Below are 14,032 nucleotides of genomic sequence, written 5' to 3'. Positions count from 1 at the left end.
TTGAGTAAGAGCCCACCTACTGCGACTTTCTCTCCTTGAACATTTTTGTTAGCCAGATAAACGTTTCTACGTAATTAACGGTGCTGTAAAGCAGCTTCTAGCGAAGCTGCTCCCAGGTTTGTCGTCCAGTGTTCGAATTCAGAGAGCGTACGCAGGGGCCATCCTCACATGGGTTTTCAGCAGAAAGCTGCCTGGGATCCGTGCCCGGAATAACAACTTCTGCCTCACCACTTTGAGTCGCAATGGTGCGGTTTTCACCACCATAACCAACTTGTATGCCGCTTGCTGCAAAGCCGCCCGTAATGTCCGCCGTATTGAATATGCCGTCGCTGTTGAGATCAAACACTGGCGTGTCAGAAGGCGCTCCTGATGTGAGTTTTAAGTCCACAATAAAGCCGGTCCGACCACTACCGCAGGGGTCGCTATCGGGGATGACGGTGGTGAAGCGGACCCGATCCGGGTTTACGCCAAACGGGAATGTCGCCCTGCTTATCACCCGCTCGCCCTCTTGCGAAGCGTTATAGACAAGATCGAGATACCAACCTTTCTCGTCGGTTAGCGTGTTGGCAGAGGTATCACGGACGGTAAAGCTATTAGTGCCATCATCCAAGGCCCGGTCGATCACGACATCGGTTTGCTCGACTATGGTTTGCGCCAGAAGGTTTGTTCTGAGTAATGTAGAGGTAGACAGGTCGTCTTTGATGACATAAAGGCTCTGGATGTCGTAATCGCCTTCGTCACCGCTGCGAAGGAAACTGCCGGTTCCGAACGCGATAACCAGTTCATCATTATTGTTCGGATTCAGAGCTGCCCGCGGAGCAACGGTGATGGGCTGAGTATTGCCAGCAGGACTGATAGCACTGAATATCTTGGTGGTGGACCACGCACTTACCTGGCCGGTTATATTGAAACGCCAAAGATTACCGAGTAAATCGCCGCCGTACGCATAGCGCATGACTGCATCTGACTCAGGAAAACTCGTTATGGTTGCAGAAGCGAACCCATTCGGGCTTGCTGCGCTGCCTACGCCGGTCTGAAGTTCTTTTAACAGAGCGCCCGATTCAAGATCAACAACAAAGAGACTCGACTGGTTGCTTCCGCCGTTATATCCGTTGCCAAAAATGGCTACCCATTTTCCGCTGTCCAGTCGCGCAATTTGAGGGTCTGTTACGCCATAACCGAGATTTGTATGCTGAAACTCCCAGAGCACATCATCTGATGGCGAGAACGAATCTGGCTCTGTGATATCAAGCGCAAAAACCGTTTTGCCACCGTTACCCATTGTGCCGAGAAGTACCGTGCGCCATTCCTTGGAACCGTCTCCGTCTTTGTCGAAATAGGCGTCTTGAATCCGGGGAGTACCGTCCATAAGATATTTGTGGGTGTAGATGGGATTCATCAGCTCTGAAATGCGGGCATAACTGTTTGACCCAGTGGGCAGCAGAAGCTCGGAGGGGATGTAACCAAAGAGCTCTCCACCGGTTTCACTGTCAAACGCATGAAGAATGCCGTCGTTAGCCGGAACATAAAGTGCAGCGGTTCGCTCTCGATAGGTCGTAGTGGAGCGAAACGCGCCATAGCTGGAACCCTCAGTGCCACTCAAACGCCTGAACCCGTAGTTGGTGGTGCCCACGAACTGTGGGTTAGCGTTGATGACATCGCCTAAAAGACGAGTAACTGTCGCGCCGCCCGCATCCTGTCTTTGTCTGTCGCGAAATGTTGAGTGTGCCGAGTTGTCACCGTGTAACCAGGCAAGGCGGTTGGGGCCAAGATTGTCCTGACTTGCTGCCAGGGTTGGGTCAGCGTTAAGCGCATCCTGCTGTGCCTGAGAGAGGTTGCTGAGTGAGGTTGCTGAGGTAAACGCCAGCTTTACCCCTGCGCTTCTGTTATAGGTTATTAGTGTGCGATCTGCAGGAAGCGTATTTTCAAGAACTGTCTCTGCATCCCAGATTTCGGTCCCCAGGTTGAAATTAAAGCCAGTTAATGTTCCCGACCAATCTTCACTGCGGAAACCGGCAAAAAAGCCAAGCGCGTCCGTGCGAAGTACCGCTGAGCTGACTGCTGCTGCAGAGGCGGAGGTCTGGGCGCGGGCAATAACGCCTCCTAGGAAACCCTGAATTTCAGCGGTGAACTCCTTCGGGTTTTGAGCACTTGCATAGCCGCCACGACCGTTAATGGCTGCGTGAAGCAGGTCGTCGATGTTTTGAGGGTTTCGATCAGAGCCTGGCTGTGGCCAATTAATCATTTCTCCCGATGCAATGGCCGCAACAGCGTCTGCTTCTAGAACGTCACCAGGAGTGCTGCCATTCCAGATGCTGTCGGTCATTATAAGAGAGAAGCTCTGACGGCATTCGATATCAGCGGTGTTGTCGCTGGTGCCGGGAGTGGCTCCCCACGGGCCTCGACTATCAGTGCGTGAGTAGTAGTTACCCACATCTTTGAGTGCTGTTCTGAGTGGCGTGCCGCCGGAAACACTTTTGTTTTGCAACCAAGTCAGGAATTGCTGGCGGTGGGCGGCGTTGTATGGACGGACGCCGCTGACCAGCGTATTTGTGTTACCCACGCCATCGATGGTTCTGTTGTTAATGTTAATAGCGCCGTAGCCAAGGCGAATGTTTTCTGGAAGGTCAAAAAAGGCCTCAGTGATACCAGATTTTGACGCCAAATCGCGGAGGCTGTAGAAGGAGTACCAGTTTGCAAAGTTTTGTTGCTGCTCTGTGTTCTCGTCCGCCAGGAATACAAGGTCGTAACAATTGTTATTCTTTGGTGCAGCCTCGCATCCAGGTGAACTGTTGAACCGATAGTAAAAAGCACTGTCTTCAAACGTAAAACGATGGGTTGGGAAACGTATGCTCAAATTGACCGATCCGGTTTCGCTGAAGCCATTTTTCCACGCGGCATTAAAGTTGGAATTCGGGAAACGTCCGGAACCGTCCGGCTTGTGGGGGAGGGCATACTCGGTGTCAGGATCGTAATAGATCGCATTTACTCGGCTGCTGTAGTACCAGAAATTACCAACGCGTAACGTACCGCCTGACCAATTATGTGGGCCACCGGGGAAAAGACCAAGGTCCCCGCCGATAGAGTCAGGCATGTATTCCCAGCCCATAGACCCCGAATCGTCAAAAATAAAAACAAGATTCGAGTCCACCGACGTTTTCAGAAAAAGTGGTATTTGCGCAATGTTTACCTGCGCCAACGCGGACTGCATCGTGCACATGGAGAGCAACAGGCTGGCCCCAAAGGTGGTCAGTTTGTTAACACGCGCCCGGATATATGTCTGTGCTGTAAGTTTTTTCACGGCAATTTCTCCGCTTGGAGTCAGCAACACGTTTTGGACACTCTCTCATCGCAGCTATTTATAAAGATCGTGTTTTATTCGGGTGCCAACAACACAGTTGACTGCAACACAGTCACGGCTTCGTCGCTTCCTCCTTGACCTCTTGAGGTGGTCAGGTAGCGCTCAAAACAGGGTCCTGGCTCAATCGGACAAACGTCGGCAAGGTACGCAAGGTGGTAGGCGGGTTGAGCGCTGACGTTTGATCCTGCGTTCCCGACGCCAGAGGGGGCAGGGTCGGCGCCATCCCATGCCCAAGGGCCGCCCATCAGCCCCTCGTTGTAGGCAGTTTGACGTGTTGTCAGCGTCGTCATAAGGTTATCTTCACCTTGCCTCAAAGCAGCTTCTGACGCCTGAAATGAAATCGCGCCATCGTGCGCGTTGCTGGCCATTCGCTCTTGCAGAATGGAACCCTGCATGCCCCCAGCTGCAAGCAGCGATATTAATAGCAGCATGACAAGAGCGACAATAAGTGTGGCTCCGTGTTGCTGTCTGGATAAGGGCGCAAGTTGGGTCAACCGCACCGGCTTTTTGATGATCTTCATTCAATCCCCCCCCTGAGCGCTGTTGTGCTCACGGACACCAGACGAACCCGTCGGTCGCCGTTATTGGCCTGAGTGACTTCGCTGCCAAGCATGTCGAAGCTGCGGCTATTTTCTTCATCGAGAACGTCGCTGGGGCTCCTTGTCATGACAGAAAAGCGGACGCTTACGACGGTATCCCAGTCAGCTACTTCGTCAGCCGGTATGTAGTCGTCTGCAGCGTTGGACCCATCGGTATCGACACCGTACAGAATCTGAAGTGTTTCGACTCCGGACACAAGTTCTTGCGGATTCTGAAGTGGGGTCATCAGTCGGCGGAAAAGTGCAGGTTCCTCGTTGGTGCCCTCGCTAATGTAATAGGCCATCGTTGTAAACTCATAAATCCTGGTCTGCACGTCATAGCCGAGCCCCAGTGTATTGGGGATGGTGGTGGTGATGGTCGAAAGGCTCGCCGCATCACTTTTCTGAAAAAGCTCACCCTCCGAGCAATCACCACGCGTTGCCAACACGTTGCGGCCTGCACTCACGCCGGAGGCGCCCGACAGGTTTATGACACTGTCGCCTGGATTTGTGACGGCACTGACCTCTACGCCGAGAGGCGTTAAGGCGTTTACAATGACTACATCGGAATTAATGACTACGGAGCCTGCCAGTGCGGTCGGGAGATCGGTGCCCGCGGTCCCAGAATCCCAGTTCCCCGCAGTTGGTGTGGATAAGGTTCCTGCCAGTGTAATAGAGTCACCGGGGCCCGTGCCGGTGTATTCCCAGCCCTGTAATGCCCGGGTCAGGGGCACAATTAAACGGCCGCTTAGCCGGTTATCCACAATTTGCGCAAACGGCCTGCCCATTTGCGCAAGGCATCCGAAACTTCCGGCAGACCTGAGTTCGGGAGTCAGCATCGCGGAAACAAAACGCGTGCTTTCCTGGGCGTATGCGAGTCCCTCTGTCTGGCGATAGGTAACGCTGCTGCTGAGATAAATCTGGGTTACACCAAGAGTAAGCAGCAAGCCCAGAGCCATTGCAATCAGCAGCTCTACCAGTGACAAACCTGACTGGAAAAGAACCTGGCGAACCCCGTGAAGACGATGAAACATTGGCTTTTGCATAGTCAGATCTCTGTTCTCACGACGATGGGGTTCATGGCCTGATCTTTCTGATTCCAGTCAATGGTGATCGTAACGGTGTTACCGGCTACCTCAATGGCGCGCTGCGCTGCCGGAAGCAGGCAGGCCAGATTGTTCTCCCAGGCCTCAATGTCATTTCCGGCGACTGTTGCGTTAGCAGGCACAAACGATGTGTCGCATGCTCCGTTGTCAGCGCCTACGGCGACGCCCGCGGCCAGGGCATAGTCCGCGGGATTGCGGGAATTGGCTCGCACCCTGTCCAGCATGTCCTCTGCAAGCAACACCGCCTGGCTCCGGCTCTGCGACTGAGACGTCATCTGCAAAGAGACGACCTGGGTTGAGGCAACACCGAGTATGCCAATACCCAGAACCAGAACAGCCACCAGAATTTCGATCAGTCCGAGACCAGATTGCTGTTTGAGATTGAGTTGCTGGCGATTTCGCCGTTCAGTTTTCACAAGAATGGGTTGTGTCATTTGCTGTCTCCGTCTACGACGTCAGTTCGCCCAGCCGGGCTTATGCGAATTATCGGGCTTTGGCTATTCCGTCAGTTTGTCGGTCAGATCGTCGGTAAGGATGTCGGGCAGGTGAGAGTGACTCCCCACGGAAGCCTGATAGTGCCATCGCCGTCTTCATCATGCAGTCGCCGCAAACGGCCGCCAATGCTAAGCGCAAGGTAACTCATGTCGACTGAACCGCCGCCGGAAGGTGAGCAAGCGACCAGGCTGCCCATTGTGCCATGGCTCATACCGTCTGGAGATAGCTGAAAATAGCCTCTTCCGGCCGTTCGTGAATACAACTCTGAGTGATCTTTTGCAAGATCAAAAACCCGGTGGATTCTGGCACCGTCCGGGCGTTTGTCGTTGTTTGTGTCAGGGAATACGGATACCGGGTTGTTCCAGTTATCCGTACAGATCTGTGAGCCAGACAATGGACAGATCGTGGTAAGCTTTTTTTGATTGATGGCGAAGGAGCGAGCCAGCGCGAACATTCTGTACGTATCGTTAACAACATCGGTGTGGCGGGTTGATGCAATAAGAGAGATCCACGAGTTGCTCGCAAATGCTGTCAGAATGCCAACAATCGCAAGTGTTACCACAAGTTCTATAAGGGTGAAACCCTGGGACATTTTTGGGGAATGCATAGTTCAACATCCATGTTGATAGGTATAATTTTCAGCTTTTTTCACATCCTGTGAATAGAGCAATTCTGAGCTTAACCGCAAACTGTTTCATTCGCACACGTTAGGATCGCATTTTGCGATGGTGATCACTCCAGCCCCAGTTTCTTCAATTTATACCGCAACGCCCGAAAGCTGATCCCCAGCTTTTTCGCCGCCGCCGTCTTATTCCAACGCGTGGCTTCGAGCGCCTGCTCAATAGCTTTGCGCTCTATGTTCTCGAGATATCCCTCTAGGCCCAGGCCTTGCTCCGATAGTTCAATATCCGCCGTTGCCATTATCTCAGCTGTCGGTGCCAGCAAAGGCGAATCCATGCTGCTACAAGAGCTGCGAAGCTGAAGGTCGCCGCTGTCAATAACGTCTCCGTCGCAAAGTGTAAACGCCCGCTCCAGAATGTTTTCCAGCTCACGCACATTACCCGGGAAATGGTAGCCCTTTAAATAATCGACGGCTGCATCCGTGAGGGCGATGGGTGTACATTCGTATTCACGGGCGATGCGCAGCAGGATGTGCCTGGCAAGCAGCGCTATGTCGCCGCTGCGTTCGCGCAGAGGCGGCACGCGGATTTCAATCACGTTGATGCGATAGAACAGGTCCTGACGGAACAGGCCATCTTGTACCAGCGCCGAAAGGTCTTTATGGGTTGCGCTAAGCACACGGATATCGACCGGCACTTCGTGGCTGTCACCGACCGGGCGTACGGCTTTTTCCTGAATGGCCCGCAGAAGTTTTACCTGCATGGGCAGTGGTAGGTCAGCGATTTCATCCAGAAACAGGGTGCCGCCGTTGGCGCTTTGAAACAGGCCTGCCTTGTTATCGACAGCACCGGTGAAGCTGCCTTTTTTGTGGCCAAAAAACTCGCTTTCCATCAATTCAGACGGAATGGCGCCACAGTTCACGGCGATGAACGGCCCTTCACATCGGGGGCCTTGCTGGTGAATGGTGCGTGCGACCAGCTCCTTTCCGCTGCCGGATTCGCCTTGAATAAAGACCGGCGCCTGGCTGCGGGCCAGCTTGCGGGCCTGATTGCGTAAGGTTTGAACCTGGGCGGAATTACCCAGCAGCAAACCCGGGTCGCTATTGTCTTCTGGCGCAGGCTCTGGGTTCTGGGCCAGTTTCAGGGCGGTGTTGACCAGCTCCCGCAGCCGCGGTAATTCAACGGGCTTTGACACAAAATCAAAAGCACCTGCCTTCAGGGACTCAATGGCGATGTCCATACTGCCGTAGGCGGTTATAACGGCGACCGGCGTATTGGGCGAATGCTGTTGAATCCATTGCACCAGCTCGATGCCTTTGCCATCTGGCAGGTTCATGTCGGTCAGGCACACATTTGGCGTGTGCTTTTGCATGCCCGCGATGCCCCCTGCCAGAGTGCCCGCGGTGACCGTGTTCAGGCCCATGCGGCTGAGGGTTATCTCTAGCAGGTCACGGATGTCGGGTTCGTCGTCTACGATCAGCGCGGTGAGTTTGGTCATAGTACCCTTCAGATTATACGCCCGGGATGGGCAAACATAATGCGAAAGCAGCAACCTGACTGTTCGGCGTCAATCAGCGACAGGTGAGCCTGATTCGCCTCACACAATTCTTTTGCCAGATAAAGGCCCAGTCCGGTGCCACTTTTGTCGGTTGTAAAAAACGGTTCGAATACAGACGACGTGTTCTCTTTGGTAATTCCCGGGCCGTAATCCTTGATGTCAATGTAGGCGCGGGCGCCGTCGACGGCGATTCCGGCAAGTATTTCTATTTTAGCCTCGCCAGAGTGCAATTGGCTGTAGCGTAAGCCATTGTCGCATAAGTTGATCAGAATTTGTTCCAACTGGCTGGTGTCGAAACGTGCTGTGGGGTGAGCGCCAGGCTGAACGCTAAGGCGGATAAGCACGGGTTTATGTTGACTGTGGGTTTGCAGAAAATCGTCACGAAACTGTTCTAACCAGGGCTGCAGATCAATCGGCTCGGCGGCTGAGGTTTCACGGCGGGACACACCCAGCACATTCTCTATAATGGCGTTCACACGCTTTGAGTGGCGATGAACAACCGCCAGCATTTTTTGGTCGGACGTATCCATATTCGGCGACTCGTCCAAAAGCTGTGCGGCGTGGCTGATGGCCCCCAACGGGTTGCGAATTTCATGGGCGATGCTGGCCGTTAACTGGCCCAGTGAGGCGAGCTTCATTTGTTGCGCCTGCTGGGTTACGCGGCTGATGTCTTCCAGAAACACCAACACCAGCTCGCCGCTGTTTTGGTCCAGGTGCGCAAACGTGGCTTGTATGGGGGGCGACGTGCTTGCGGGCTGAAAGGGTGCGATGCTTTGTTGCGGATGCAGCAGCCAGCTTTTGAATCCGGCTAGCAGGTTTGCGGGCAGAAGGTGTGCGCCAGTTGTTTGCCCGGCCCCTGCTCGCTGCGCAGAAACTGTATACCCCGCCAGCATTTCGCTGGCAGCGGCGTTCATCAGGCGAACCTGGCCTTCACGGTCTAACACCAGTATACCGGTGCGCATGCGCTGAATGATTTGCTGATTGATCTGCTCCAGCTCGGCAAGACTTTGGGCACGACTGTTGGCAAGAGTTTCGCTGCGGCGCAGGCGGATGGCGATGTATTGCAAAGCGGCGGCGGTCACAAAATAAACAATACCCAATGACCCGGCCCGCACCATGTCATCGGCGCTTTTGCCCTGTTCCAGCATCGCCCAAAGTGCAATGGCCAGTGAACTGAGAGTGGCTAAAGCAGCGTAAAATGTACCCATGCGCCCCGGCGTCATGATGTTGCCGGCGGCGACTGATACGATCACCAGGTTTGCCATGCCATTGGTGATGCCGGAACTGCTGACCAGCAGGCCATGAATAATCAGTATATCCAGCAAAATGGAGACGCTGATGTGGCGCTCACTGGGCTGGAAACCGGCAATCATTAACACCGCTATAAACGCGTTTACGGCCAGATAAGCGATGACGCCCGCCTGAAAGTAGTCCAGTTGGCGGAAGCGACCGTCAAAACTGGTGGTATCCACCAGCAGTAGCCCGATAAGCAATATGCCCAGCACCACGCGATAATAGTTATACACCCGAAACAGTTCGCCGCGCTGGCGTGTGCTCAGCAAGTCGCCAGCGCTGGCTGCGAGCGCCGTCGTTGCGGAAAGCGTGGAAGACGCTGTCATAAATAGTGCCATATACACGGTGGAGCCAGCTTTTAGCTGCCGGTAGTAGTGGTGGTGTCGACGCTTACGCCCACTAAGGGCGCGGCCGCAGACTTGGCGCGGCTGCGCGTTTATAATAGCCCTTTTTCAGGCATCAGTAACAGGAGCCGACATATGTCGCTAACAGCGGATCAGCCCCGATCCCTACAAACACCGGGCCCTTTGCGCTTGGTGATGGTTCAACAGGATTTTTTGGTCGGTGACATACCCGGCAACGCCCAGCGGATTATTGCGGCGGTAAGGCAGGCCGATGACCAGCACCAGGCCGACATTGTGGTATTCCCCGAGTTGGCGCTGACCGGCTATCCGCCGGAGGATTTGCTGCTGCGGCCAAGCCTGGACACTCGCGTACAGGCGGCAATCGATGAGATCTGCGGGGCAGGGTTGGCAGCGGTTGTGGTGTTTGGTGCGCCGGTGCGTGAAAACGGTAAACTCTATAATGCTGCGCTGGTGATGGAAAACGGCAAGATTAGCCATCGTTATTTCAAACAGTGCCCGCCCAACTATCAGGTTTTTGATGAAAAACGCTATTTCGCCAGTGGGCTTGAGCCATTGGTGGTCAGTTTGCGGGGCGTTGATGTCGGCATTACGGTGTGTGAAGACTTATGGGCAGAAGGTCCGGTTGAAAAGGCGGCAGCGGCCGGCGCAAAACTGGTACTGAATCTGAATGCGTCGCCGTATTCCCAGGGCAAACAACTGCGGCGCAAAGCATTGGTTCAGCGTAAGGCCAAAGCCGCTGGCGTGGCCATTGTGTACGTCAACCTGGTTGGCGCGCAGGACGAATTGGTGTTTGATGGCGGCTCGCTGGTGGCCGACGGCAAAGGCCAGATTGCCGCAGAAGCGCCGCAGTTTGAACAGGGCCTGTTCGTTGTAGACTTTGAGTGTGAAGAAACCTGCCAGCCTGTTACTCAACCATTACCACAGCCGCTGTCCGCAAGCGCGGAAGTTTATCAAGCGTTGGTGATGGGTGTGCGGGATTATGTGGGGAAAAATGGCTTTAAATCTGTGGTGCTGGGTTTGTCAGGAGGTATCGATTCAGCGCTGACGCTGGCCATAGCGGTAGACGCGTTGGGCAAGGAGCAGGTGCGGGCGGTGATGATGCCGTTTCGCTACACCGCGGATATCAGCCTGCAAGACGCAGAGGCCCAGGCCAGCACTATGGGCGTGCACTACGATGTGTTCTCAATCGAGCCCATGTACGATGCTTTTATGGCAACCCTGGCCGAACCCTTCACCGGCACCACGGTGGACACCACCGAGGAGAATCTTCAGGCTCGCCTGCGAGGTGTTTTGCTGATGTCGCTGTCGAACAAATTCGGCTCTTTGGTGCTGACGACGGGCAACAAAAGCGAGATGGCGGTGGGTTACTCGACGCTTTATGGCGATATGGCCGGTGGCTTTGATGTGCTCAAAGATGTGGCCAAAACCCAGGTGTTCGAGTTGTCGCGTTATCGCAATACGCTGGCGCCGGTGATTCCTGAACGGGTGATTACGCGGCCGCCGTCGGCTGAGCTGGCGCCAGATCAGAAAGATGAAGACAACCTGCCGGGTTATGACGTTCTGGATGCCATTCTGCAACGCTATGTCGAACAGGACGAAAGCGCCGAGGTGATTATTGCCGCAGGCTTTGACCGCACAGACGTAGAACGGGTGATTCGCCTGGTGGATATCAATGAATACAAACGCCGGCAGGCGCCAATCGGCGTGCGGATTTCAGAGCGGGGTTTCGGTAAAGACCGCCGTTATCCCATTACTAACGCTTGGAAAAGCGGCGTATAAAAAACGGGGCCGTTACTGGCCCCGATTTCGCGGCTTGCGGACAACGACATTATTCGTCGCCCATCAAACCAAAGGTGATCACGTTGGCAAGGGAGCGGTTCTGCTTGCGCAGAATATCGGGCTCAAATTCCCCGTTCTGGTTAAACGCTTCGCTGTCCGGGAAGTTTGTGCGCAGCAGCGCAACGGCGTCCTGGCTGCCTTTTTTTATGTCCATAAAGCGAAATGTTTCCGCCAGAATAATGATGGCTTCTTCCACCACCGGTGAGCTGGGGTAATTCTCCACCACATAGCGGGCGCGGTTATTGGCTGCAATGTAGGCTTCCCGCGTGATGTAATAGCGAGCCGCGTGAAGCTCCAGCTCGGCCATGCGGTTGCGCACGGCAATCATCCGCTGGCGGGCATCGGCGGCGTAAAGGCTGTCGGGATAGCGGTTGAGCAACTCGGAAAAGTCGCGGAACGCCTGCAACTGTTCGCCTGGGGCACGGGCGTTGGCCTCTATCGGGAAGTAGCGCGCGGCCAGTCCAATGTCCAGGTTGTAAGAGGCCAGGCCACGCATGAATAGGGCGTAGTCGCCGTGTTCGCTTTGCGGATTCAGTCGCAGAAAGCGATCCGCCGCGGCGCGGGCGCCTTCCAGATCAAGGTTCTGGTAGCGTGCAAAAATAAGGTCAAGCTGGGCTTGCTCGGCGTAACGGCCAAACGGATAGTAAGTTTCCAAAGCATCGAGATTGGTTTCCGCTTCGTTGAAATTGCCCGAATTCATGGCGCTGCGGGCGTTCTCGTAATAGGTTTGCTCGGGTAATACCTGCTCTTGCTTATTTGAGGCGCAGGCGCTGAGTAGCACAACCACTACGGACACTACCCATAAACGGACAACTGATCTCATGTCGGAATCCCGTATAATGTCGAAAAGTTCAAAGAGCCGCCATTGTAACGGGGAAGGCACTGGATGTGCAGTAGAAGCACAACAGAAGCCCGGCTGTTTGTCATAATATAAGCCAAACGTAACACAACCAGGCCCTGGGGGCTTAATGTCAGCTGAAAACCGAATTATCGCCAGTTTTTTAATACCACCCAAACTGAGCGACAAGCGCCTGGACCAGGCCGCCGCAGAGCTAATGCCCGAGCACTCGCGCTCGCGCCTTCAATCCTGGGTAAAAAGCGGCGCCCTGACTGTTAATGGCGGCCAGTGCAGACCCCGCGATAAAGTGATGCTGGGTGACAAGATCGAGTTAGACGCCGAACCGGAAGCGCAGGTGACCTGGCAGGCAGAATCCATCACCCTGGATATTGTTTATGAAGACGAGCACATACTGATCATCAACAAGCCAGCCGGTTTGGTGGTGCACCCGGCGGCTGGCCATGCCGACGGTACCCTGGTGAACGCGATACTGAATATAGCGCCGGAAGTAGAAAACCTGCCGCGAGCCGGCATTGTGCACCGTCTGGATAAAGACACCTCCGGCGTTATGGTGGTGGCGCGCAGCCTGATTGCCCACACCTCGCTGGTAAACCAGCTGCAAACCCGCACCATGGGCCGTGAATATGAAGCCGTTGTAGTAGGCACTCTGACCGGCGGCGCCACCGTGGACGCTCCAATCGGTCGCCACCCCACCGAACGTAAAAGAATGGCGGTGGTGAAGTCCGGCAAGCCGGCCGTTACCCACTACCGCGTGATTGAGCGCTTTGCGGCCCACACTCACGTGCGCTGCAAACTGGAAAGCGGACGTACCCACCAGATTCGTGTGCACCTGACCCACGTAAAACACCCGCTGGTGGGCGATCCTGTTTACGGCGGGCGCCTGCGGTTGCCCAAAGGCACCACCGAAGAATTGCGCGAAGTGCTGTCTGGCTTCCACCGCCAGGCCTTGCACGCACGCCAGCTGACCCTGGAACACCCGCAAACCGGCGAAACCATGAGTTGGGATGTGCCCCTGCCAGAGGATTTTCAGCTGCTGCTGGCCGCGCTGCGCAAGCACGTAAAAGATATGGATAGCGATGAGTCCTGATCTGCCGTTAATTGCGCCTGTCTGGCCAGCTCCGGCCAGCGTGCAGGCGTTCAGCAGCACCCGCCAGGGCGGCGTTAGCGCGGCGCCTTGGGGTCAACTGAATGTGGGCGGTCACGTTAACGACAACCCTCAGAGCGTAGCCGCCAACCGCCAACGATTGGCGGATCATCTTGGTTTGTCGGCGCAACGTTTCGCCTGGTTAAACCAGGTGCACGGAACCGTTGTTGTCGAAGTAACAGCCCAAAACCTAAGCCAACTTCCGCCCGCCGACGCCAGCTACACCCGCGAACCCGGCGTGGTGTGCGCCATTCTCACCGCAGACTGCTTGCCGGTCATACTCTGCAACCGCCAGGGAACGATAGTCGGCGCAGCCCACGCCGGCTGGCGCAGCCTGTGCGGTGGCGTTTTAGAAAACCTTATAACAGCAATGGCCGAACCCGCCGAAAACCTGATGGCCTGGCTCGGCCCTGCCATCGGCCCCGACCAGTTCGAAGTAGGGCCAGAAGTACGCCAGGCGTTTATCAACCATAGCCCGCAAGCGGCCAGCGCGTTTACAAGCGAGGGCGCCCGTCCCGGCCACTACATGGCCGATATTTACCAATTGGCAACACAGCGCCTGCAACAAGCCAGCGTTAGCTCAATAAATGGCGGCGGCCTATGTACCGCCAGCGATCCCCAGCGTTTCTTCTCTTATCGCCGCGACGGCCAAACCGGTCGCATGGCCACGCTGGTGGTTCTGCAGTAAAAATCGGCAGCCCTTACTGACGCCCGTCAATTTTCTGACACTCCAATCGGTTACTAACTTGAAGTCTGCCTGTTTGCCCCTACATTAAGTAACAAAGCAGATTCAATAGGCCGACACCGGCCCATT

Annotated in this window: 11 protein-coding genes; 3 read left to right on the top strand and 8 right to left on the bottom strand. The window is 55.1% G+C overall.

What is annotated here, in order from left to right:
* Positions 1–97 precede the first annotated feature (97 nt).
* The 7 genes from ATI45_RS11105 to ATI45_RS11075 all read right to left on the bottom strand — a co-directional run bounded on the left by ATI45_RS11105 (position 98) and on the right by ATI45_RS11075 (position 9,337).
* The gene (locus ATI45_RS11105) at positions 98–3,301 is read right to left on the bottom strand and encodes a pilus assembly protein (RefSeq protein ID WP_098419552.1); all 3,204 of its coding nucleotides are present in this window, start codon (positions 3,299–3,301) and stop codon (positions 98–100) included.
* A gap of 74 nt (positions 3,302–3,375) precedes the next feature.
* The gene (locus tag ATI45_RS11100; protein WP_098419551.1) at positions 3,376–3,882 is read right to left on the bottom strand and encodes a pilus assembly PilX family protein; all 507 of its coding nucleotides are present in this window, start codon (positions 3,880–3,882) and stop codon (positions 3,376–3,378) included.
* Complete coding sequence (locus tag ATI45_RS11095) at positions 3,879–4,985, bottom strand: PilW family protein (RefSeq protein WP_098419550.1); 1,107 nt, start codon at positions 4,983–4,985, stop codon at positions 3,879–3,881. The genes ATI45_RS11100 and ATI45_RS11095 overlap by 4 nt, the downstream gene beginning before the upstream one ends.
* 2 nt (positions 4,986–4,987) lie before the next feature.
* Positions 4,988–5,479, bottom strand: coding sequence for a type IV pilus modification protein PilV (pilV, locus tag ATI45_RS11090; protein ID WP_098419549.1), 492 nt, complete (start codon positions 5,477–5,479; stop codon positions 4,988–4,990).
* 83 nt (positions 5,480–5,562) lie between these two features.
* Positions 5,563–6,147, bottom strand: a complete 585-nt coding sequence (locus ATI45_RS11085) for a GspH/FimT family pseudopilin (RefSeq protein ID WP_098421725.1) — start codon at positions 6,145–6,147, stop codon at positions 5,563–5,565.
* A gap of 125 nt (positions 6,148–6,272) precedes the next feature.
* The gene (locus ATI45_RS11080; protein ID WP_098419548.1) at positions 6,273–7,658 is read right to left on the bottom strand and encodes a sigma-54-dependent transcriptional regulator; all 1,386 of its coding nucleotides are present in this window, start codon (positions 7,656–7,658) and stop codon (positions 6,273–6,275) included.
* Positions 7,659–7,666: 8 nt separating this feature from the next.
* Entirely contained in the window at positions 7,667–9,337 is a 1,671-nt protein-coding gene (locus ATI45_RS11075; protein WP_098419547.1) for a sensor histidine kinase, read from the bottom strand.
* A 153-nt stretch (positions 9,338–9,490) separates the two neighbouring features.
* Here ATI45_RS11075 and ATI45_RS11070 point away from each other — a divergent pair, with 153 nt between their 5' ends.
* Entirely contained in the window at positions 9,491–11,155 is a 1,665-nt protein-coding gene (locus tag ATI45_RS11070) for an NAD+ synthase (protein WP_098419546.1), read from the top strand.
* Positions 11,156–11,204: 49 nt separating this feature from the next.
* On the opposite strand, the gene ATI45_RS11065 is transcribed toward ATI45_RS11070, so the two are convergent.
* Positions 11,205–12,038: an outer membrane protein assembly factor BamD gene (locus tag ATI45_RS11065; RefSeq protein ID WP_098419545.1), complete on the bottom strand. Its 834-nt coding sequence runs from the start codon at positions 12,036–12,038 to the stop codon at positions 11,205–11,207.
* Between the two features lie 145 nt (positions 12,039–12,183).
* Here ATI45_RS11065 and rluD point away from each other — a divergent pair, with 145 nt between their 5' ends.
* Both rluD and pgeF read left to right on the top strand, forming a co-directional pair.
* Positions 12,184–13,161 carry a 23S rRNA pseudouridine(1911/1915/1917) synthase RluD gene (gene rluD, locus ATI45_RS11060; protein WP_098419544.1) on the top strand — a complete coding sequence of 326 codons (978 nt, stop codon included), beginning with the start codon at positions 12,184–12,186 and terminating at the stop codon, positions 13,159–13,161.
* On the top strand, positions 13,151–13,906 hold the full coding sequence (gene pgeF, locus ATI45_RS11055) for a peptidoglycan editing factor PgeF (RefSeq protein WP_098419543.1): 756 nt from the start codon (positions 13,151–13,153) through the stop codon (positions 13,904–13,906). Before rluD ends, pgeF begins: the two co-directional genes overlap by 11 nt.
* Positions 13,907–14,032: the final 126 nt, after the last annotated feature.

Source organism: Marinobacter sp. LV10MA510-1, from assembly GCF_002563885.1.
Lineage (GTDB): Bacteria > Pseudomonadota > Gammaproteobacteria > Pseudomonadales > Oleiphilaceae > Marinobacter.
The sequence above is the reverse complement of the archived record's forward strand: the minus strand, read 5'-3'. Positions and strand labels throughout refer to the sequence as shown.